The organism is Rhodoflexus sp. (assembly GCF_053489755.1).
Map to the genome: position 1 here is coordinate 21676 of NZ_JBRCHD010000027.1, position 20581 is coordinate 42256.

Here is a 20581-nt window from a genome sequence, read left to right on the forward strand (position 1 = left end):
AATTTGATTTTTTGGATTGCCAAAATTACGCAATCCATATCAATGAACAACCTTTTTATTGGTCATCGTCTTCCCAAAATGCTAAATCGTCTTTCTTGACTCTGAACTTGTCGCCATTTTTTAGGATCAGTGCCAAGCAACGTCCGGTCAAGATAGAATCTTCCAGAGCATTGTGAGTTTCCGTTTCGCGCTCCATGCCAAAATAGGCGGCTACACTTTTGAGACTTAGCGATTTGGGCCCTGCAATACCATTTGCTTTAAGGATGCGGAAGTAAAAGTTGGAAAGAACGAACAGGTCGAGCGGACGGAACGAAAACTCCCAGCTCATTTGCGATTTCCTGTAGGCAAATCGCAGAAAGTTAATGTCTGTAGCTACGCTTTGCCCGCAGATGGTGATGCGGCGCAGGTCGTTGCGGCTTTGCAGGTTCAACTCGTCCATGAGCCAGTCCTCGAAGTCTTCGAGCATTTCATAGATCATGGGCGCATCGTCCAGATCCTCTACTGTGAGGTTATGTACCTCAGAGGCAGGAATAGAGAACCTGTCGGGGTATTCGGGATAAACATTACTCAGGAAAGTAGCAAGTTGGTTCCATCGGTCGTCATACAAGACGGCGCCGAGTTGTATGATTTCGTGATAATCCGGCTCAAGTCCGGTAGTTTCTACATCAAAAACTAAGTAAGGCATGAATAATTATTGATTATGCGGCGGCCGAAATTGGTTCTTTTGCGCTTTAGCAGCGCTGTGCCGCAATTTAGCGCATAAAACAAGCATATCAACTACTTTCTTAACAATTCACTTACGATATTTGCCTTACCTAAGGCGCATCAGCGCGATGGACTTATTGCCTCATGCAACCACGTTTTAGTCATTATGTATCTCATTTGAAAAGCGATTTGGCTGCGGGGCTAGTAGTGTTTCTGGTCGCTTTGCCGCTGTGTCTGGGCGTTGCTCTGGCTTCGGGAGCGCCGCTTTTTTCGGGCATTATTGCCGGGATTGTCGGCGGGGTAGTTGTTGGTATCATCAGTGGCTCGGCAGTAGGCGTGAGTGGGCCTGCCGCCGGCCTGACTGTAACTGTGCTTACTTCCATTGATAAATTGGGCAGCTACCAGGCTTTTTTGCTGGCAGTTATTGTAGCAGGGCTGATACAGATTGCTCTGGCAGCACTTAGGGCAGGTATCTTGGTGTATTTCTTTCCCTCATCGGTGATTAAAGGAATGCTGGCAGCTATCGGTCTGATCCTGATTCTCAAGCAAATACCTCACGCATTGGGCTTTGATGCCGACCAGATGGGCGACGAGTCTTTCCTGCAAAGCGACGGCAACAATACGTTTACTGAAATTGCTTATGCCCTCGAGCGCTATAGCCCTGGAGCGATTGTCATTAGCGCGCTTTCGCTTGCACTGCTCATACTCTTCGATCGGCCTTTTATGAAGCGCTTTGTGCTGTTCCAATTTTTGCCGAGTGCGCTGTTTGTCGTAGTGGCAGGCGTAGGCATCAATGAACTGTACAAACTCTTTTATCCTGATTGGGTATTGTCAAAAGATCATCTGGTTACGCTACCCGTTACCGATTCGCCTGACGACTTATGGGCGCTTTTCATGCAACCCGACTGGTCGGCATTCCGCAATTTTGAGGTATATACCACTGCCGGAACGATCGCCGTTGTTGCCACGTTGGAAACCCTGCTTTCTGTAGATGCTACTGATAAATTAGACCCCTACAAACGCAAAACCCCTGCCGACCGCGAAATACTTGCGCAAGGAGTAGGCAATATCGCATCGGGGCTGCTGGGTGGCATCCCGATCACGCAGGTAATCGTGCGCAGTTCTGCCAATATCAATGCAGGGGGACGTACCCGTGTTGCCACTGTTGTACACGGGCTGCTTTTGCTCGCCTCTGCCGTATTGATTCCGCACCTTTTGAACCTGATCCCTCTAGCTTCGCTTTCGGCAATTCTTTTGTTGCTTGGCTATAAACTCATCAAGCCTTCGATGATGGTGCAAATCTTCCGGATGGGCTGGGAGCAATTTATTCCTTTTGCTGTTACGGTGGTAGCAATTGTATTTTCGGACTTGCTCCAAGGCATCGGCGTGGGAATGATCGTTTCTATTTTTTATATCCTGCGTGCCAATATGCGCAATGCCTATTCCTATAACCGCACCGAGATGGGAAAGCGCGATGGTATCTATATCACTCTTTCACAGGGCGTTACCTTTCTCAATAAAGGAAGTATCATCACGATGTTGGAGAAGCTGGAGTCCGGCGACCATGTGATAATAGACGGCGTTCAAACTAAATATATTAATCACGATGTGCTGGAAATACTACATGACTTCAAGGAAAATATTGCCCCGCAGCGCGGTATTCACTTTGAACTGAGAAACCTGCCTGCGCTGCCGGTAACGCTTGAGATTTAACGAAACTTCTTATGGTCAGCAATGATTTGGGCGATTTCGCTGTTGAGCATATTATCTTGATTAGCAGGTGGTAGTTCTCGATGTGCCTCGTTACTGCTCCTTTTTACCTGCCTGAGATCGGCCGATATATCGCCTAGCGTTACAATCGTTTCCAGATTTTCTACGCGCTGGCGCAGTTCTGTATTTTCTTTGGCAAGTTTATTTACCATGTGTGTGAGTTGCTCCAAAGCCTTAGCTGTATGACCGTTGTCTTTGCTTTGCTGAAGTTCCAACTTCTTGTACTTCAAGAAAGTAGCAGACAGAATCCCTGTGATTGGGACTGCCATGATGATACTGATGATAAAAATATCCTGCATTGTTTTGAGCGCTTTCAGGTTAAAGGTACTGATTTCTATAGGAAGGGTGGCTCGATTCTATAACAATTTAAACTCAATGCGGCGATTTTTAGCGCGGTTCTGGTCGCTGTTGTTGGGTACTTGCGGGACCGTTTCGCCGTATCCCTTAGCTGTAAGTCGGACTGCATCTATGCCGTTTTGGGTCAAGTAGTCGACAACTGACTGTGCTCGTTTGCGCGAAAGCTCCAGATTGGCAGCATCCGAGCCAACATCGTCCGTATGTCCGCCAATTTCTACTTTGAGTTGCGGATTTTGTTCTAACAGCCGTAGTAGCTTGCGTAGTTCGGTAATAGATTTAGGTTGCAAATCCCACTTGGCGGTTTCAAAGAAAATATTGTTCAAAACAATTTTTGCACCTTTACTAATCGGGTCTAATTCGATGTCTATCACTACGTCTGTGCCTTCTTCGGCATAATTAAACGTCAGACTTTTGAACAGATAACCTTCGCAATTGACGTAAAGTGCGTATTCTGCGCCTTTGTTGAGTACAATCAGGTAGCGCCCGTTGGCCGCGTCTGATGAAACCTGCTGCTGAATGCTGTCAGTAGCAAGATCAATTAACTCTATGCGGGCGGCAAGGGCTTTTTTAGTAACAGCATCGCGCACCGTTCCTTTGACGTAGTTGGAGGTTGTTGTAGGTCGAAGTTCTTCGGGTAGCTCGAACATGTAAATACGGCTCGAAATCAGTTGATTGCCAATATTTTCCTCATGGGAATAATAGCCCTTTTTGCCATCTGCCGTAATAAAAAGTCCCATTTGATTGCGGTGATCGTTGATAGGATAGCCCAGATTGGTAGGTTTGCTCCATCCTTCTGCCATGCGCTCGGCTTTGTACAGATCGTAGCCACCATAACCCAGATAGCCGTCGGAAGCAAAAAACAGCGTTTGTCCGTTGACGTGAATAAAAGGCGCAACTTCGTCGCCGCGTGTGTTAATTTGCGGGCCTAAGTTGAAAGCCTCCCCCCAGCTCCCGTTTTCGTGTCTGTGCGTAACCCAGATGTCATGCCCGCCGATTCCTCCCGGCCGATCGGACACGAAGTAGAGTGTTCTGCCGTCAGCGGAGAGCGAAGGCTGCGTATCCCAGTGGCGCGAATTAACAGCAGGGCCCATGTTGCGCGGCTCAGACCAGCGGTCGCCTGTGCGATAGGTGATGAACAGATCGCAACTGCCAATGATTTCTTTGTCCTTATTTTCACAAATGGTAAAGATCATTGTTTGCCCGTCGGCAGAGATCGTACAGGTGCCTTCGTTGAAAGGTGTGGATAGTTCGGTAATGATTTTGGGCATCGTCCACTGCCCGTTTTCCTGATAGCTGATGTAAATATTTTCGTCATTGATGTTTGCTGTTCCTTCTCGTGCGGTGTAAATGATCTGTTGCTGATCAGCAGAGAGAACAGGGAAATACTGCAAGGGCAAATGGTTGATTGGAGCAGCAACGGCCACAGGCTTGAAATCCACAGGTTTTTTCATGCCCTCGACCGCATAACGACAAGAGGCAATCCGCTTGCGGGCATCTTGTATGTGGTTATTGTTGCCGGTACCCATAGAAAGAAACTTCTCTAATTTGGAGAGCGCCCCTGCGTAATCGCCTCTGCTGAAATCTATCACTCCTACGTGGTAGTACACGGGAGCAAGTTTTTTATCGTTGGGGCTGATGGTAAGACACTTTCGATAATGAATTTCCGCCTCCTCAGTTCGGCGCATCGTATTGAGCGCGTTGGCAAGGGCATATTGTGCTTCCAAGAAGTTAGGATCAATCTCCACTGCTTTGCGCAACTTTTCTATGCAGCGATCAAAATCGCGGCGGCGCAGGAACTCTTTAGATTCCTCATACAGTTTTTCTGCCTTTTTATTGGTAGTGCTCAGTTGTGCATAAGAAGTAGTTGTAAACAGGAAGAGTATAAGCCCGAAAAGGGCAATGATGCGTTGAAACATTGGCTTGAGAAATAATACACCTAAAATAACGTCAAAATTCATGCAATCTGCATAGGAATCCATAAAAAAACGAAGCCTTCGCTGTCGGGCGAGGGCTTCGCATGCATGGGTACATCGGTACAAGGGAATTTACGCCTTAGCGCGGGCAACCTTTACTGGTGTTTTCGCAGCTTTGGCATCTTGTTGTGGTGCAGCAGTAGCCTCTATACTATCCATTGTATCTGTTACTAGAGAACTTGCAACGAAAATAGAGGAATAAGTACCAAAGATTACACCCAGCAACAAGGCGAAAGAGAAACCGCGCAGTACTTCGCCACCTGCCATGAACAGCACGAATACGACAAGAAAAGTAGTAAGCGCTGTGATGATGGTACGGCTAAAAGTATCGTTTACAGCTTTATTCATGCCTGTAATCAGTTCCTGCTTGTTGGCCGCACCTCTGGAGAGCGACTCGCGTACGCGGTCAAATACAACCACAGTATCGTTAATTGAGTAACCGATAATAGTCAGGATTGCTGCAACAAATACCTGATCAACTTCTACGCTAAATCCAAGTACACGGGCAATAGCAACGCATGACATAACGATCAATACGTCGTGGAAGAGTGCCAATACCGCCCCTAAACCAAATTGCCACTTGCGGAAGCGCAGGAAGATATAGGCAAAAATAGCCAGCAGCGAGGCGAAGATAGACTCCAGAGCAGAGTCGCGAATGTCGCTTGCAATAGTAGCGCCCACTTTAGATGAACTCAAAATCTGCGGATTCAGATTAGCGTATTTGCGCAAACCTTGATTCAAAGCGGCAAGTACTTTTTCATCTGCCGCGTCAGAGTCGTCATCAATCAAAAAGGTTGTAGTAACTTTTACCTTGTTATTGGTGTCGTAGGTTTTTACCTCAGTGCCTTGTCCTTCGAAGAAAGGACTCAAAGTTGAGCGAACTTCAGAGGCTATTACATTTTCTTTGAACTCTACTATATAGGTTCTGCCACCTTTGAAATCAACACCCAGATTGAGTCCTTGTGTGAGCATCAGTCCGAGTCCGATCACAATCATAATACCCGAGAAAGCATAGGCAATCTTGCGCTTGCCGATGAAATCAACGCCTTCAATGCGGAAAGCATTGAAGGTAAATGGCATAGCGAAAGAAATTTTGCTTTCTGCGCCTTTGCGGTTGATCAGCGAATAAATAATTACGCGGGATACGTAAACGGCAGTAAAGAATGAGCAGAAAATACCGATAATCAACGTGATGGCAAAGCCTTTGATAGGGCCTGTTCCCAATGTATAGAGGAAGAAAGCCGTCAGCAAAGTGGTCAGGTTGGAGTCAAAAATAGACCAGAATGCGCGGTCATAACCCAGTTCGATTGCTTCCATCAGTGGTTTCTGGTTGCGGAGTTCTTCGCGGATACGCTCAAATACAAGTACGTTCGCATCTACCGCCATACCAATCGTCAGTACGATACCTGCGATACCGGGCAGTGTAAGCGCTGCCTCGAAGTTGGCAAGGATACCTACGATAAAGAAGATATTGAACAACAGTGCGCCGTTAGCAACTAAACCCGCACCTGAGTAGTAAATAGCCATGAACACTACTACAGCCAAGAAGCCAATGACAATAGAAATAAGCCCCTGCTGTACTGCCTCGCGCCCTAAGGATGGACCTACGACAGCCTCTTCTACGATACGCGTAGGAGCAGGTAGTTTACCAACTTTAAGGATATTTGCCAAGTCTTGTGCTTCTTCGATCGTAAAATTGCCCGAGATAGAAGAATTACCGCCTGCAATTTCGGATTGCACTACCGGTGCCGAATAAACATTGTTGTCCAGTACAATAGCTATGCGGCGGTTGACGTTTGCGCCTGTCAGCTTTTTCCATACTTTGCTGCCTTCTGCGTTCATCACCATTTGTACGTCGGGTCTGCCTCGGTCGTCGAAGCCTTGACGTGCATCTTTGATCGCCTCACCGTCGAGCGGTGCCTGATTGCCGCGTCCTTTTTTGATTACGTAGAGTGTGTAATACTGTCTGCCTTGCTCTTCAAACGTTGGCTTTACGCCCCAAAGAAACTTAGCCGTTGGCGGAATAGCAGGCGCCATCACGGGATCAAACAGCACATCGTTCACAGCAGCGGTGTCCTGCGCTTCGTAGATCAACTCGAAGTAGTTCGGATTGACGCGCACCAACTTGGTGAACAACGCAGAGGCGCTCTGGTTCATGGTGTTGTTCAGCGAGTCAATCATGCGCTTAGCAATAGTCGCTGAGTCTTCTTTGGCAGCAGCAGCAACCGCCGGATCATTACTATCCGCCGCCTTTAAAGTGTCCGCCCCTTCGGTCAGTGCGGCAAGAGCATCGTTGGTAGCAGTAGGTGCATTGGTAGCAGATGAGGTGCCTGTTTTCTTTTTGCTTACCGCAAAGTCGTTGATTTTTTGCAGGAATTCGCTATACTCGTTAGGCTCATAAACTTCCCAGAACTCCAACTTGGCAACACCTTGCAAGAGTTTGCGTACGCGCTCAGGGTTGTCCACACCCGGCAGTTCAACCTGAATGCGTCCTGTACCCGGAATGCGCTGTACGTTGGGGTTGGTTACGCCAAACTTATCAATACGCGACTTCACAATGCGGTAAGAACGTTCAATCGCACCTTCTACTTCTGTGGTAATAATGCGTTTGATCTCAGGCTCAGGAGTTTTGAAGTCAATAATTCCTTGGTTAGCAGAATTAGCAAAAATTTTACTTAGTTGATTAGCGCCGGCTAATTTTTCGTACTCATCAAAGAAAATTTCAGTGAAAGTACGCTGGCTGCCTACTGCCAGTTTCTGGGCATTGGCAAGTGCCTGCACGAAATTGGCATCTTTACTGTCGCCGGACATCGCCTTGATTACGTCCACAGGCGATACTTCCAGTACTACGTGCATACCACCTTGCAAGTCAAGACCGAGGTGCAGTTCAAAATCTTTTACTTCTTTCAAAGTAAACTTTGCAAAGCCCAGATTGTAAACGGGCAGATTCCACAGCGAGTCGTAGTAGCGCTGGCGTTTGTTGTAATTGATATTGCCGTTGCTGTCCGTAGCATAGGCGTTGGCATCTTTTTGAATGTTGTAAGATACCAGCGAAAACGACAGGTAGAATAAGCAAAGCAGGGATATAATCACGGTAAGCGTGATGATAAAACCTCTGTTTCTCATGGTTTTGTGATGAAATAAAATTTGATAAATGGATTTTCAAAGCAAAAACAACCGTTGGGCTGTAACCTCAGCAATGGGTCGGGCAGTTGCTGAGCAAAACAAATGGAAACTACTAAGGCGCGTTGGGGAGAATGAGCGTTTCAAATAACACTTCCACATACACAGGAAGTGCAATTTGATGCAAAGGCTTCACTACAGGCAGTTCGCGCACTGCTGCCAAGAGGAAAAATAAAGGTGCTTGCAGTTGCCACTTGGGAATGGCGCACTGTACTACGCTGCTGATAACAGCCTCTAAGTCAGAGGCTTCGCTAATGATTGTGCGTTTGCTGCTTTCTTCGGGCGCACCTTGCTCGTTTGTATCGGACAGGTTGCTATCGGTTTGGGCAGCGGTTTCTTTCTTTACAGGCAACGCCGATTGTTCTTGCAACAGCGATAAAGGATAAACGGCCAGTGTGTAAAACACGAGCAGTATCATCCCAATAGTACGTCCTATCGCCGATTTTGAATGTTGCATAATAAAGAAAGGTCGGCAAATGTAGTTTTTTTCACACATTTTGCAAACCTTGCAGCGATTTGACAAGCAATAATTCTTTGTGGTAAAACATTTAGCCGCGAAGAATATGCCGCCTGAAATTATATGCTGCCTGATTGTTTAGGGTAACTTCCCCCAGATAGCTCCGCCGCAATTGTCTGCTGAAGCGCCCGTTACCGAAGCTAGGCAGTTGGGCTGTCCCAAATAGCGCAACACACCCAAAAAGGCAAAGACAATTGCCTCTTTAAAAGCAATAATCTCCGCTTCGGGGATGAAGATTTCTGCTTCGGGCAGTTGGCTTTGCAGCACTTCCACAAAAAAGGTGTTGAAAGCGCCGCCGCCTGTTAGCAATACCTTAGGCTTTGGGTAGTTGAACTGCCGGATGTTTTTCGCCAACTGACCTGCTGAATAATGCACCGCCGTACAAAGCACATCTGTTACCGAAGCATCGCTTGCTTCTATGAGCGGCACATAGTACGAAACAAAAGTCTCCTTGCCCAGCGACTTGGGGAAAGACTGCTGCAGATACGGATCAGCATTGAACTGCTCCAACAAGTCGGGCAGGCATTTGCCGCTGCGGGCAATCGCGCCGCCTCTGTCATATGCTTTTCCGATCTTTTTTGTCAGGTAATTGAACAGCATATTGGTAAAGGCTACATCATAGGAAATACGTTTGCCCTGATGCTCGACCGAAAAGTTGGAAATGCCGCCCAGATTGACACAAAAGTCGTAATCGGCAAACAGCAAGCGGTCGCCTGCGGGGACAAGTGGCGCACCCTGTCCGCCCAGCGCTACATCTAATGTGCGGAAATCGCAAATGACGGGATAGCCCGATGAAGCTGCCAGCGCCGCCCCGCTCCCTATTTGCGTAGTCAGCCGAATAGATGGCTGATGAAAAATCGTATGCCCGTGCGAAGCAATGAACAGCGGCTTGGCGGCTTGCGCTGCGATGAATTGCCGCGCCTGTTCACCGAAGTAATGTCCCAGTTCTGCATCGGTGCGGGCATAGTCAAAGGCCGTGCGGTTTTCCAAATCGCTCAGAATGGCTTTCCATTCCTCACTGTAAGGAATAGTTGTAGCAGCGTGTAGGCGAAAATGCCATTTGCTGTCCTGCCAAAATTCTACCAGCGCCAGATCAAGACCATCTAAAGAGGTTCCGGACATCATTCCCAGAACGTACAGGCTGTTTTGCATATCGGGCTAAACATTTATTTTTGTCAAACTATGAAAAAAGATATTGTTTTCCCAACAGTAGAAGGAATTCGCGTGGCAGTTGCTTGTGAAGATACAACGGCAAAAGCGCCCCAATGGATAGTTTACCTGCTGAATACTAATGACTTCGATGTGAATGATGTCATGGTGGTTTCTACAGGATACAGCGAAAAAGAACAAACACAAGAACAACAGCGCACCTCAGTACTACGACAGTATCTGGGTACTGTTGCGGCAGGTGCGCACATGCAAATAGAACTGATAGACCCTTCAATTTTTCATTTGTTCAATGAATACTGGGTAAGTTACTATGTAAACGGACAGATTTACGACAAAAAATTCATCTTCGTGCCTGAAAGTATTGTTGATGAAAATCTGGTGTATATCCCGCAGTTGGAGTTGAAAGGCATTCTGCATTATTAAAACTGTACATTCTGCATTACGTACAAACAAGCAAACTTTCACTGCCATGACTTCCCTCACGCCTGCGCAGATTTTCCGCGAATTGAAAAACCTGTTGTTCATAGACATTGAAACGGTTTCCGAACAGCCCGATCTGGATTTGCTGGATGAGACGATGCAGACGCTCTGGACAAAGCGGGCAAGCCGTTTAGATCCGCAGCAAGATCCCGACATTCTCTATAAACAGCGAGCCGCGCTTTCGGCAGAGTTTGGGAAAATTATCTGTATTGCAGCAGGCTATTTCTACCTGAATGACGAGCAAGAGTTGAGCCTGCGCGTCAAGTCCTTTTATGGAACCGATGAGGTACAACTGCTGCAAGATTTTAAATACCTGCTGGAAAATCGCTTCAACAAGCGCACACGATTAGTTGCACACAACGGCAAGCACTTTGACTACCCGTATCTCTGTCGTCGGATGCTGATTAATCGCATAATGCCGCCTGCTATCCTTAATATCGCAGACCAGAAGCCTTGGGAAATTACGCACTTAGACACAATGGAAATGTGGCAATACGGCGACAAACGCTATCTGACTTCGCTCAAATTATTAGCCACTTTGTTTGGCATTCCTACAGGGAAAGACAACATAGACGGCAGTATGGTACACGAGGTCTTCTATCGGGATGGAGACTACGAGCGCATCGCCGCCTACTGCCGCAGCGACGTAAAGGTTACTGCACAGGTATATCTGGCGATGCGCTGTTATCCCGAACTTTTGCCGGAAAATATCATTGAACTTTCCTAAACGCAGTTGAGGTGCTGTTACACCTCCATCCCCTGTTCAATCTCTGTAAGTACGCCGTCCCAGAGGGCGATGCGCATTTGTAGGGCTTTTTGTGCGGCTTCGGTGGCTTGTTGCCAACGGTTGGCATCTTCGCCGCAGAGGTGAGCGGTCATTTCCAGCGCTAAGTGACTGTGGTGGTCGCCGTCCACTTCAATGTGCCGTTCCAGATAATATTTGAACAGGCTGATTTTTTCGGGGGCATCCTGAAAAATTTCGTTGATAATAGAGAGAAACATTTGCGGAATCAGGTCTTCGCGCCCAAAGGTGAACACGGCAGCCTGCACGTGCGGCTGATTGTCGTTGATAACCTCAAACGTATAGCGGACAAACTGACGGGCGGCTTCGGGTACGCGGGCAACGGCAAAGGCTTTTTCCATATCGCCCGTTTGGCGCAGCGTGGCGGTAAACATCTCAATCACAGAAATATCCGCGCCGCACTGTTGCATCGCGTCTAAATACATCTCAAAATGACTTTTGCGCTTACCGAAAAAGTCCACGTCCGACTCTTCGCCAACTACGATTTCATTAATCAGAAAGCGGGTATCGGCATGGCCTTCGGGAAACCAGGGCGTGCGTGTGCAGGTCAGGTTGTTTTGCAGCGCTTTGAGCAGCGACATAAAGTCCCAAACGGCGAAAACATGGTATTGCATAAAACTGCGCAGGCTTTCCTCATCGCGGATAGCGGCATAAGCCGGATGATTGACCACCTGACGGCTCAATGGTTCAATTGTTTGCTGTAATTGGCTGATGTACGGGTTCATAAGAAATCAATATAGATTTACCACAAAAACTAACAGCGACGGGTTTTGTTAGAGCGCAGGCTGCGGGCACATGTACTTTTTTTAACTTACTTTGCAGCAAAACCAACCACTATGTACGATTCCGACAGTGTTTCTGCCTTTAAATCTTCCCCCGTGCTAACGGCGAAGTTGTATGAGTACAGCAAAATCAAGCATTACAAGGCGGGCGACATTATCCTCAACGAAAACGCCTACGTCAAAGCCATTCCCATTGTGGCGGAAGGCATCATACGGGTGATTCGCACCGAAGAAGACGGGCGCGAAATCTTGCTGTACTACATCAAGGCGGGTGAAAGTTGCATCATGTCGTTTCTGGGCGGCATCCACAACGAAAAGAGCAAAGTACGCGCAGAGGTGGAAGAAGACGCGGAAATCCTGTTTTTGCCCTTAGACAAGGTCATGTCGCTGATGAAAGAGTTTCCGCAGTGGCTGGACTATATTTTCCGCCTCTACCACAAACGTTTTGAGGAATTGCTGGAAATTATCAATGAAATTGCCTTCCACAAGGTAGATGAACGCCTGCTGTCGCTGCTCAACCGCAAAGTAGCGCTGACGGGCAACAAGACGCTTAACGTTTCACACGAACAGTTGGCCAATGAGCTGGGGACAGCCCGCGTGGTCGTTTCGCGCCTGCTGAAAAAATTGGAAGAAAAAGGCATCGTGCAGCTGGGGCGCAACAAAATCACAGTTTTGTAACCAAAGTAACCGTTTGCCGCGCTGCCGTTGCCGTACTTTGTGGTCAGAAAATAACGACACACATGGAGTATATTGGCTATCTGGCTTCTATCCTGATTGGCATTTCACTTGGGTTGATTGGCGGCGGCGGCAGCATCTTAACCGTACCTGTTTTAGTTTACCTCTTTGCCATAGATGCGGTTACCGCTACCGCCTATTCACTTTTCATCGTCGGGCTGACAAGCGCCGTCGGTTCGTTTGATTACTTCCGCAAAGGGCTGGTCAATATCCGCACCGCGATTGTTTTCGGTATTCCATCTATCGTGGCAGTATTTCTCACGCGCGCCTACATTGTGCCTGCCATTCCCAAAGAAATTTTTTCCGTCGGCGAATTTACAATTACTAAAAGCATCCTGCTGATGCTGCTTTTTGCTGTGCTGATGATTGCCGCTTCGTACAGCATGATTAAAAAGGACAAAAAACCAGCGGCAGAAATTTCAGGCGAACAACAATTTAATTACCCGCTCATCCTGATTGAGGGGCTGGTAGTGGGTGCGCTGACCGGACTGGTAGGCGCAGGCGGCGGCTTTCTGATTATCCCCGCATTAGTTGTATTGAGCAAACTGCCCATGAAAGAAGCCGTAGGCACTTCATTAGTCATCATTGCCGCCAAATCGCTCATCGGTTTTTTTGGCGAAGGCAGGGAAACTATTATCAATTGGGGCTTTCTGGCGGTTGTTTCAGCCTTTGCCACTGGCGGCATTTTCGTTGGCACAGCTCTTTCCAAGCGCATTGACGGGGCAAAATTGAAGCCTGCCTTCGGCTGGTTCGTCCTGGTAATGGGCGTTTATATCATTCTCAAAGAAACTATGTTTGCCTGATTGGTCGCTGTGTAAAATGTAACATACTCTTCAGGGTGTGTTGCTAATTGATATTCAAAAAGTAAAAGAGCACACCCTAAAGGGCGTGATACACTTTAATCTGCCTAATTGGGCGCTGTGTAACCAAAGTAGCTGACAGGCTTTTTTTAACCATCTAACTTTGTGTCAGCATTATGCAAACAACCGTTGCACCTAACTGTCAAGGGCTTTGTATATCCCGTCAGTTAATTACCGGAATTGTCATCACCATAACACTCATAATCATGTTCAATCTACTCAAAAACTTATTTGGTCAGCCCGACGAAGGCACGCTGCGCGCAGCCATTCAAGAGGGAGCTTATTTGGTAGATGTGCGCACGCCCGCCGAATTTGCCCAAGGTTCTGTCAAAGGCGCGGTGAATATCCCGCTGGATCAGATAGAAAAAAAACTGGCTTCCTTCAAAGGCAAGAAAAATATTGTGGTATTCTGCCGCAGCGGCAACCGCAGCCGTCAGGCAAAGGCTATTTTGGAACAGAACGGTTTCACAAATGTCATTAACGGGGGAACTTGGCAAAACGTCAGCGCGTTAGTCAAGTAACTATAAAAAATAATTGACATATGAAATTTAACGAACTGATTAACAGCGACAAGCCCGTTTTGGTAGATTTTTTTGCTACGTGGTGTGGTCCTTGTAAAATGATGTCGCCTATTTTGGATGAAGTAAAAAGCGAAGTAGGCGATGCGGCAAGCATCATTAAAATTGATGTGGACAGAAACCCACACGTGGCGCAGGCCTATCAAATCAGAGGCGTACCTACGCTGATACTGTTCAAAAACGGCAAGGCGCTGTGGCGACAAAGCGGCGTAGTCCCTAAACACGAACTGACACGCATCATCAAACAATTTGCTTAACCAATCTTAAAAAATTATTGCATGAATTTCATTGAATTAATCAAACAGCCTTGGCCTTGGTACGTAGCGGGGCCGCTGATTGGGCTTACTGTTCCGGCTTTATTGATTTTAGGTAACAAATCTTTCGGCATATCATCTTCTTTGCGCCACATATGTGCGGCTTGTATGCCTGCCAATATCCCATTTTTTAAATACGAATGGAAGAAAGAAGCATGGAATTTATTTTTTGTGGCAGGCATTTTAATAGGCGGCTTTATTGCGGCAACTTGGCTGGCAAATCCTGAACCGATGATCGTACACCCCGACTTGTCGGCAGAACTTGCCAAATACGGCATCACCGATTACAGCAACTTAGTTCCTGTACAACTAATGAACTGGGAAGCGCTGGCAACGCCGCGCGGCTTTGTGATGATGGTTGTCGGCGGCTTTATGGTGGGTTTTGGCACGCGCTACGCGGGCGGCTGTACCAGCGGACACGCAATTATGGGGCTTTCTACCTTGCAGTGGCCTTCATTGGTCGCAACCATTTGTTTTATGATTGGCGGTTTTACCATGGTAAACGTCATTCTGCCTTACATTCTGGCTCTTTAATCCTTTAAAACCGAAAGACTTATGTTGCAAAATACAGACACAACAACAGAACAACAGATAGCTGAAAACACCGATTTTGAGGTGCGTTCGTTAGACGCTATGTGCGTGAACGACAGCCACGTTGAGCATAAATGGTATGACAACCTGAAATATATGCTAGTAGGTGTTATGTTCGGCATCGTTTTCGTAAAAGCCGAAATAGTAAGCTGGTTTCGCATTCAGGAAATGTTCAGACTGCAATCTTTCCATATGTACGGTGTGATTGGCAGCGCGGTAATGGTTGGCGTAATCAGCGTGTTTCTGATTAAGAAATTCAACATCAAAACCATTGACGGTGAGGCGATTACCTTCCGCCCAAAAACATTTAACAAAGGTCAGGTTATCGGCGGTTTGATGTTCGGCTTAGGCTGGGGTATCACCGGCGCATGTCCGGGTCCGCTGTTTGCTCAAATTGGGGCCGGCGCTACGGCAATTATCGTAACGTTGTTAAGCGCTATTGCAGGCACATGGGTGTACGGTCTGCTGCGCGAAAAGCTGCCGCATTAATTTTTCCCTGTTCATTTTTTACCGCAAAGGACGCAATGATTATTCTAACGCCCTTGCGGTATTTTTTTAGTGATACCTATTGCACACGCTGTTGCACACGCTGTTGCACGCGCCACACCTGTACCGGTTCGTTGTTTTTGGCTGCAATGATTAGCGGATTGCCGTTTTTAGGTACGACAGCCCGCAAGTGGCGCACTTGTCCTTTCATCACCATACCACTCTGCAAAGGAGATACGGCTGAGAAGTTACCTTTGCCGTCTCCTGCCAGCATGAGACCGTACAGCGCATCGTAACGCACTATTTCAGGCAATACGTCAAAAAAGTTGCCTGCCAGCAACAAGTCCATGTTGCCATCGCCGTTGAAATCCATCGGTAAAATTGCCTGTACGGGCGATACTTGTGCCTGCCATGCCATTGGGCGGAATTCCCAACCTGCTGCCCCATTATTGATGAAGATGCCGCTGCGCTGCTCGGTAGCGGTTTTTACTGTTGCGCCTTCCATTTGCGAAGCATCAAAAATTTGACTGATTGGCTTTGCGGCATAATCAGTGAATTTGAGATACTTCTTTTTAATCATCGGCACTTGCGTTTCCAAATCGCCTTTGAGTAGCATAGGGTAGTTTTTGCCGTCTTCAGCAGGGCAGGAAATGATTTGCTCAATTTCGCCGTTGCGGTCGAAGTCGTTGATGTGCAATTCGGCAGGGCGCGCCGCGTCTATTCGAATACGGGAGTTCAAACCCAGATTGCCCGCCACCAAGTCAATATCGCCGTCGTTGTCCACATCCATCGGCACAACGGTGTTCCAGAAACCGCTTGCCGCTGTTTTGGCAAAGGCTTCGTCGGCAACGAAACTTCGTCCTTGTTGATTTTTGTATAAAATAGGCGCGCGCCACTCGCCAAATAGAATCAAATCCTGATAGCCGTCGCCATCGGTGTCTGCCCATGCCACATCGGTCAGCATCCCGATTTTTTCCATATCGGGCAGGTAGCGCTTGGTGAAATTCTTGAATCCACCCGTACCGTCGTTAATCAGCAGGGTGTGCGGCGGATTGAGTCCATATTTGCCGGGGATCAAACGATTGGCGACGAACAGATCTATGTCGCCGTCTTTATCAAAGTCGGCGGCGGCTACGGCTGCTCCGCTGTCATAAAGTTTAGGCAAACGCTCGTCTTTGGTAAAGTTGCCCTTGCCGTCGTTTAAATAAAGTAAATCCTGCAAAAGCGCATCCTCTGCGCTGAACTCGTTGCTGCCTGTAACGATGAATAAATCCAAATCCTTATCGCCGTCAGCATCAAATAAAATAGCATCTACGGCCTCGGCGGCTTTGTCGGCATCAAAGGCAGGCACGGGCTTTAGCGCAAACTTGCCGTTGGGCTGCTGCAACCAGATTTGCGAAGGCTGACCTGCCGCGCCACCAAAGAAAATATCTTCCAACCCATCGCCGTTTACATCGCCTGTTGCCAGCGCAGGGCCTTGAGTGGAGTACTTCTGTTTGAGCAGCGCATCGCGTTTGAAATCCACAAATTCGCTTTCCTGATGGGCGAACGCAAGCCCTGTTTCAGCAGTGGCATCGGCAAAATAGCTTTCGACAGCAGTTTTTTCGGGCTGCCAGATTTGGTTAGCGTTGGCATAGTCCAGTTCTAAGGTCTGATTGACGTTGGTTTTGCCCAGCGTCTGCATCTTGTCGTCTGTCCAAATGACGACTAAGGAATCTACCTGCGCGGCTTTTCCCAAACCGAAAACCAGCGTCCAGTCCACAGATGACTGGAAACCGCGATTAGGCATTTGTTGCAGCCACTGCACCGTTCCGCCGTGATGAACAGCGAGCTTCGCGCCAACTCCGTTTGGATTAGCGGCGGTTCCTTTGAGCTTGATTTTCAAATAGTTGTGTTTGAGTCTTTCGCTTGTATTGTTACGGTAAATGCCGACAGGCATGTTCACGTTGTTCACAATCAAGTCTAAATCGCCGTCGTTGTCTAAATCGCCGTAGGCTGCGCCATTAGAAAAGCCGGGGTCGCCCAATCCCCACTCGCGGGCTTTGTTCACAAAGTTCATATCGCCCATGTTGCGGAAGGCATAGTTGCTTACGGGCTTAGTTTCCATCAGGTCTAAATATTCCTGAATATTGAAATTGCCTGTTTGTACGCGGCGCAAATTTTCTTCGCTTGCCAGAAAATTGACAAAGTCTTGGTCGGTGAGGTTTTTATGGATGCCGTTGGCGACAAAAATATCTTTTTGCCCGTCGTTGTCCATGTCGAAAATGAGCGCGCCCCAACTCCAGTCGGTAGCGTGGGTCTGCGCCAGTCGAGAAACTTCGCTAAACGTACCGTTACCGTTATTGAGTTGCAGCGAATTTTGGTTGTACTGGTAATAGAAGTCGCGGGAAAGTTTGAGTTTGAATAAGTCATATCCCTCAAAGGTGGTGGTGGTTTTGAGTCGGTAGTCATCCCAAGGCAACATATCGGTTACGAAAATATCCTGCCAGCCGTCGTTGTTCAGGTCGGCGATGTCCGCGCCCATAGAAGAGAGGCTCTCGTGCTGAAAATAGTCTTTGGAAACTTCTGCAAATGTGCCATTGCGCTGATTGACGTAGAGGTAGTCGCGCTCGTAGAAGTCGTTGGAAATGTAAATATCCAACCAGTTGTCATTGTTTACATCGCCGATGGTGATGCCCAAACCGAACCCGATGAGGCTGCCGTAGATGCCTGCCTGCTCGCTTACATCTGTGAATTTGCCATTGTCGTTGCGGAAGAGTTTATCGCCGCCGAGTGGGTCGCGTTCTTCGCGGAGGTTGGCATAGCCCAGCCGCCCGATGGGGGTAAAACTGTTATTGAGCAGGTAGAGGTCTAAGTCGCCGTCGCGGTCGTAGTCAAAAAAGGCGGCATGTGTGCCGTATCCACGGTCGTCTAAGCCATATTCGGCAGCTTTTTCGGTGAAAGTAAGGTTGGCGTTATTAATGTAGAGTTCGTTGGCTTTGTCGTCGCCTTTTTTGTTGCCGCTGTTGCATACGTAAATATCCATCCAGCCGTCGGCATTTACGTCGGCAAAGGTTACGCCTGTACTCCAGCCGCGTTTGCCTGCCACGCCCGCTTTTTGGGTAATATCTTCAAACTGAAAATTGCCTTTGTTGAGGAACAGTTTGCAGTCGCCCTGATTGGAGGTCAGGAAAATATCGGGTAGCCCGTCGTTGTTGATGTCGCCGATAGCAACTCCGCCGCCGTTGTAGAAGTTGCGGTAATTGAATATGTTGAAATCTTTTTCGGGAGTAACGGTATTGGTAAACTCAATGCCTGTTTCGGCAGCCGAAAGTGCGGTAAAGAGCACACCCTGCGGTTCATTGGTAGTTTGTTCCTGCTTACAGCCGACCAGTACAAGCGCGGCAAGCGCTATCCCATAGCGTAGAATTTTCATGAAATCGGGTTTGTTTGGGCGGTTAAGTTATGAAATTTAGGACTTTTTACCGCAAATAGCATATCTGTAAGACGCGCAAATGGATTTTTACAACATGATTTAGGCGATTAATAAGGCTCGGCTTGATTGATTATCGTGATTTTCAGAGATTTATACGCCCAAAAATATAAAAGCCGTTCTTGATTGAACACAATTATGCAATCACCCGTTGCAGCAAATTCAGACTGATTTGTTTTTGCAGGTGATAGTTGCCAAGTATAGTAAGGTAAAACAGCCCTTTTGCAATCAACATGGTTGCCGCATAAAGCCACTCTTGCTGTATCAGCAGAAAATAAAGCGTAGCAGCAAGCAGGAACAGCAGTCCGACGGCGAGTAAAATCCGCGTTGTCATAAACAGCTCGCACTCTACAAAAACCAGACAGCCCGAAGAGGTTTGCTCAATGCGGCAGCGCAACAAGGGGAGAAATATGTTAGGGTGGCTTATCAATTGCGCCAACTGAAAAATCCCATCGCCAATCATCTGCCCGTTGAACTTGTGCCTGCTCATGCGGATTTCACCCTGCTGGTAGATTGCCGCTGCAATTTTCCTGCACAAGGTCTCTTTGTCATAGGCAGAAACCCATGTGAGGCGGTCGTGCGGAATGCGACTGAAAGGATATTCGGTCATGGATGTGTTGGTTTACCGCATGTTTTTTGCTGCGAAGGTTGCTAAGTTTTACATATAAAAGATAATTTTAACACATATGAAGGCAAATTGCACAGATAAACACGAACTTATTTTCAGAAAATCTGCGTAAACCTGTGTAATCTGCCTTTTCAGCGTTCTAATAGTCGTTCGTGCGGACACGAACAACGGTAGTAAGACGATGGCTTAACACGTATGAAAGCAGATTACACAGATGAACACGAATTTATTTTCAGAAAATCTGCGTAAACCCGCGTAATCTGCCTTTTGCAGCGTTCTAAACGCCTACGGGAACTTTGGAAACTTACTGAAATCGGGCTTGCGCTTTTCTAAGAATGCGTTTTTGCCTTCTTTGGCTTCGTCGCTTAGGTAGTAGAGCAGCGTAGCGTTGCCTGCCAGTTCCTGAATGCCTGCCTGCCCGTCCAATTCGGCATTGAAAGAGGCTTTGAGCATCCGCAGGGCAATAGGAGATTTTTCCAAAATTTTGTTACACCAAGCTACAGTTTCTTCTTCTAATTTTTCCAGCGGCACTACCTTGTTTACCAATCCCATTTGCAGGGCTTCCTGCGCATCGTATTGGTCGCAGAGATACCAGATTTCGCGGGCTTTTTTTTGTCCCACAATTCGGGCGAGGTAGCTTGCGCCAAAGCCGCCGTCGAAGCTGCCCACTTTTGGGCCAGTCTGACCAAATCGGGCGTTATCAGCGGCGATGGTCAGGTCGCAAACCACGTGAAGCACATGTCCGCCGCCAATTGCCCAACCTGCCACCATTGCAATAACAGGTTTAGGGATGCTGCGGATGAGTTTTTGCAGGTCTAATACGTTCAGGCGTGGCACGCCGTCGTTGCCTACATAGCCTCCGTGTCCGCGCACGCTCTGGTCGCCGCCGCTGCAAAATGCCTTGCCGCCTTCGCCTGTGAGGATGATTACACCGATACGGTCATCGTAGCGGCAGTGCGTCATCGCATCAATCATTTCCTGCACAGTGAGGGGCGTAAACGCATTGTGTACCTGCGGGCGGTTAATGCTGATTTTACCAATCCCGTTGTAGTAGGTGAACAGGATTTCTTTGTATTCTTTAATGGTTTCCCATTGGATTTGTCCCATGATAATGAGGTTTTTTTAATGTAAGAAATAGCGAGTGCAAAATTGCCGCATCAGCGTTAATCTGCCAATGA

Annotated in this window: 19 protein-coding genes; 9 read left to right on the forward strand and 10 right to left on the reverse strand. The window is 47.7% G+C overall.

Features of this window, described 5'->3' with window-relative positions; all coding sequences use genetic code 11:
* Nucleotides 1–55: 55 nt before the first annotated feature.
* The gene (locus ACWIP2_RS06020) at nucleotides 56–685 is read right to left on the reverse strand and encodes a 3'-5' exonuclease (protein ID WP_448519005.1); all 630 of its coding nucleotides are present in this window, start codon (nucleotides 683–685) and stop codon (nucleotides 56–58) included.
* 164 nt (nucleotides 686–849) lie between these two features.
* Here ACWIP2_RS06020 and ACWIP2_RS06025 point away from each other — a divergent pair, with 164 nt between their 5' ends.
* The gene (locus ACWIP2_RS06025; protein ID WP_448519006.1) at nucleotides 850–2418 is read left to right on the forward strand and encodes a SulP family inorganic anion transporter; all 1569 of its coding nucleotides are present in this window, start codon (nucleotides 850–852) and stop codon (nucleotides 2416–2418) included.
* On the opposite strand, the gene ACWIP2_RS06030 is transcribed toward ACWIP2_RS06025, so the two are convergent.
* The 5 genes from ACWIP2_RS06030 to ACWIP2_RS06050 all read right to left on the reverse strand — a co-directional run bounded on the left by ACWIP2_RS06030 (nucleotide 2415) and on the right by ACWIP2_RS06050 (nucleotide 9657).
* Entirely contained in the window at nucleotides 2415–2774 is a 360-nt protein-coding gene (locus ACWIP2_RS06030; RefSeq protein ID WP_448519007.1) for a hypothetical protein, read from the reverse strand. The two genes, ACWIP2_RS06025 and ACWIP2_RS06030, sit on opposite strands and share 4 nt — an antisense overlap.
* Before the next feature lie 57 nt (nucleotides 2775–2831).
* Nucleotides 2832–4748, reverse strand: a complete 1917-nt coding sequence (locus tag ACWIP2_RS06035; RefSeq protein ID WP_448519008.1) for an OmpA family protein — start codon at nucleotides 4746–4748, stop codon at nucleotides 2832–2834.
* Nucleotides 4749–4877: 129 nt separating this feature from the next.
* Complete coding sequence (gene secDF / locus ACWIP2_RS06040; RefSeq protein ID WP_448519009.1) at nucleotides 4878–7931, reverse strand: protein translocase subunit SecDF; 3054 nt, start codon at nucleotides 7929–7931, stop codon at nucleotides 4878–4880.
* A 112-nt stretch (nucleotides 7932–8043) separates the two neighbouring features.
* Nucleotides 8044–8445, reverse strand: a complete 402-nt coding sequence (locus ACWIP2_RS06045; protein ID WP_448519010.1) for a hypothetical protein — start codon at nucleotides 8443–8445, stop codon at nucleotides 8044–8046.
* A 138-nt stretch (nucleotides 8446–8583) separates the two neighbouring features.
* Nucleotides 8584–9657 carry an anhydro-N-acetylmuramic acid kinase gene (locus ACWIP2_RS06050; protein WP_448519011.1) on the reverse strand — a complete coding sequence of 358 codons (1074 nt, stop codon included), beginning with the start codon at nucleotides 9655–9657 and terminating at the stop codon, nucleotides 8584–8586.
* Between the two features lie 30 nt (nucleotides 9658–9687).
* Between ACWIP2_RS06050 and ACWIP2_RS06055 the strand changes: the two genes are divergently transcribed.
* Nucleotides 9688–10098 (forward strand): hypothetical protein, encoded by a 411-nt coding sequence (locus tag ACWIP2_RS06055; protein ID WP_448519012.1) that lies wholly within the window; start codon nucleotides 9688–9690, stop codon nucleotides 10096–10098.
* Nucleotides 10099–10144: 46 nt separating this feature from the next.
* Nucleotides 10145–10882, forward strand: a complete 738-nt coding sequence (locus ACWIP2_RS06060; protein WP_448519013.1) for a 3'-5' exonuclease — start codon at nucleotides 10145–10147, stop codon at nucleotides 10880–10882.
* Between the two features lie 17 nt (nucleotides 10883–10899).
* On the opposite strand, the gene ACWIP2_RS06065 is transcribed toward ACWIP2_RS06060, so the two are convergent.
* The gene (locus tag ACWIP2_RS06065; protein WP_448519014.1) at nucleotides 10900–11682 is read right to left on the reverse strand and encodes a DUF3050 domain-containing protein; all 783 of its coding nucleotides are present in this window, start codon (nucleotides 11680–11682) and stop codon (nucleotides 10900–10902) included.
* A gap of 111 nt (nucleotides 11683–11793) precedes the next feature.
* On the opposite strand from ACWIP2_RS06065, the gene ACWIP2_RS06070 reads away from it, so the two are divergent.
* From ACWIP2_RS06070 to ACWIP2_RS06095, 6 genes are all read left to right on the forward strand, one after another.
* Nucleotides 11794–12417 carry a Crp/Fnr family transcriptional regulator gene (locus tag ACWIP2_RS06070; RefSeq protein WP_448519015.1) on the forward strand — a complete coding sequence of 208 codons (624 nt, stop codon included), beginning with the start codon at nucleotides 11794–11796 and terminating at the stop codon, nucleotides 12415–12417.
* Nucleotides 12418–12479: 62 nt separating this feature from the next.
* On the forward strand, nucleotides 12480–13277 hold the full coding sequence (locus ACWIP2_RS06075) for a sulfite exporter TauE/SafE family protein (protein WP_448519016.1): 798 nt from the start codon (nucleotides 12480–12482) through the stop codon (nucleotides 13275–13277).
* 263 nt (nucleotides 13278–13540) lie between these two features.
* Complete coding sequence (locus ACWIP2_RS06080) at nucleotides 13541–13855, forward strand: rhodanese-like domain-containing protein (protein WP_448519017.1); 315 nt, start codon at nucleotides 13541–13543, stop codon at nucleotides 13853–13855.
* Nucleotides 13856–13875: 20 nt separating this feature from the next.
* Nucleotides 13876–14169, forward strand: a complete 294-nt coding sequence (gene trxA / locus ACWIP2_RS06085; protein WP_448519018.1) for a thioredoxin — start codon at nucleotides 13876–13878, stop codon at nucleotides 14167–14169.
* 21 nt (nucleotides 14170–14190) lie between these two features.
* Entirely contained in the window at nucleotides 14191–14760 is a 570-nt protein-coding gene (locus ACWIP2_RS06090) for a YeeE/YedE family protein (protein ID WP_448519019.1), read from the forward strand.
* 99 nt (nucleotides 14761–14859) lie between these two features.
* Nucleotides 14860–15306, forward strand: a complete 447-nt coding sequence (locus tag ACWIP2_RS06095; protein WP_448519049.1) for a DUF6691 family protein — start codon at nucleotides 14860–14862, stop codon at nucleotides 15304–15306.
* Between the two features lie 76 nt (nucleotides 15307–15382).
* Here ACWIP2_RS06095 and ACWIP2_RS06100 read toward each other — a convergent pair whose 3' ends face one another.
* The 3 genes from ACWIP2_RS06100 to menB form a co-directional block, all read right to left on the reverse strand.
* Complete coding sequence (locus ACWIP2_RS06100) at nucleotides 15383–18718, reverse strand: VCBS repeat-containing protein (protein WP_448519020.1); 3336 nt, start codon at nucleotides 18716–18718, stop codon at nucleotides 15383–15385.
* A 193-nt stretch (nucleotides 18719–18911) separates the two neighbouring features.
* Nucleotides 18912–19385 (reverse strand): hypothetical protein, encoded by a 474-nt coding sequence (locus ACWIP2_RS06105; RefSeq protein ID WP_448519021.1) that lies wholly within the window; start codon nucleotides 19383–19385, stop codon nucleotides 18912–18914.
* A gap of 303 nt (nucleotides 19386–19688) precedes the next feature.
* Nucleotides 19689–20510, reverse strand: a complete 822-nt coding sequence (menB, locus tag ACWIP2_RS06110; protein ID WP_448519022.1) for a 1,4-dihydroxy-2-naphthoyl-CoA synthase — start codon at nucleotides 20508–20510, stop codon at nucleotides 19689–19691.
* Between the last annotated feature and the right edge of the window lie 71 nt (nucleotides 20511–20581).

Excerpts from the sequence above, each read along its gene's own strand:
- ACWIP2_RS06020 (WP_448519005.1), bottom strand. The coding sequence starts at position 685 with ATGCCTTACTTAGTTTTTGATGTAGAAACTACCGGACTTGAGCCGGAT.
- ACWIP2_RS06025 (WP_448519006.1), top strand. The coding sequence starts at position 850 with ATGCAACCACGTTTTAGTCATTATGTATCTCATTTGAAAAGCGATTTG.
- ACWIP2_RS06030 (WP_448519007.1), bottom strand. The coding sequence starts at position 2,774 with ATGCAGGATATTTTTATCATCAGTATCATCATGGCAGTCCCAATCACA.
- ACWIP2_RS06035 (WP_448519008.1), bottom strand. The coding sequence starts at position 4,748 with ATGTTTCAACGCATCATTGCCCTTTTCGGGCTTATACTCTTCCTGTTT.
- secDF (WP_448519009.1), bottom strand. The coding sequence starts at position 7,931 with ATGAGAAACAGAGGTTTTATCATCACGCTTACCGTGATTATATCCCTG.
- ACWIP2_RS06045 (WP_448519010.1), bottom strand. The coding sequence starts at position 8,445 with ATGCAACATTCAAAATCGGCGATAGGACGTACTATTGGGATGATACTG.
- ACWIP2_RS06050 (WP_448519011.1), bottom strand. The coding sequence starts at position 9,657 with ATGCAAAACAGCCTGTACGTTCTGGGAATGATGTCCGGAACCTCTTTA.
- ACWIP2_RS06055 (WP_448519012.1), top strand. The coding sequence starts at position 9,688 with ATGAAAAAAGATATTGTTTTCCCAACAGTAGAAGGAATTCGCGTGGCA.
- ACWIP2_RS06060 (WP_448519013.1), top strand. The coding sequence starts at position 10,145 with ATGACTTCCCTCACGCCTGCGCAGATTTTCCGCGAATTGAAAAACCTG.
- ACWIP2_RS06065 (WP_448519014.1), bottom strand. The coding sequence starts at position 11,682 with ATGAACCCGTACATCAGCCAATTACAGCAAACAATTGAACCATTGAGC.
- ACWIP2_RS06070 (WP_448519015.1), top strand. The coding sequence starts at position 11,794 with ATGTACGATTCCGACAGTGTTTCTGCCTTTAAATCTTCCCCCGTGCTA.
- ACWIP2_RS06075 (WP_448519016.1), top strand. The coding sequence starts at position 12,480 with ATGGAGTATATTGGCTATCTGGCTTCTATCCTGATTGGCATTTCACTT.
- ACWIP2_RS06080 (WP_448519017.1), top strand. The coding sequence starts at position 13,541 with ATGTTCAATCTACTCAAAAACTTATTTGGTCAGCCCGACGAAGGCACG.
- trxA (WP_448519018.1), top strand. The coding sequence starts at position 13,876 with ATGAAATTTAACGAACTGATTAACAGCGACAAGCCCGTTTTGGTAGAT.
- ACWIP2_RS06090 (WP_448519019.1), top strand. The coding sequence starts at position 14,191 with ATGAATTTCATTGAATTAATCAAACAGCCTTGGCCTTGGTACGTAGCG.
- ACWIP2_RS06095 (WP_448519049.1), top strand. The coding sequence starts at position 14,860 with ATGTGCGTGAACGACAGCCACGTTGAGCATAAATGGTATGACAACCTG.
- ACWIP2_RS06100 (WP_448519020.1), bottom strand. The coding sequence starts at position 18,718 with ATGAAAATTCTACGCTATGGGATAGCGCTTGCCGCGCTTGTACTGGTC.
- ACWIP2_RS06105 (WP_448519021.1), bottom strand. The coding sequence starts at position 19,385 with ATGACCGAATATCCTTTCAGTCGCATTCCGCACGACCGCCTCACATGG.
- menB (WP_448519022.1), bottom strand. The coding sequence starts at position 20,510 with ATGGGACAAATCCAATGGGAAACCATTAAAGAATACAAAGAAATCCTG.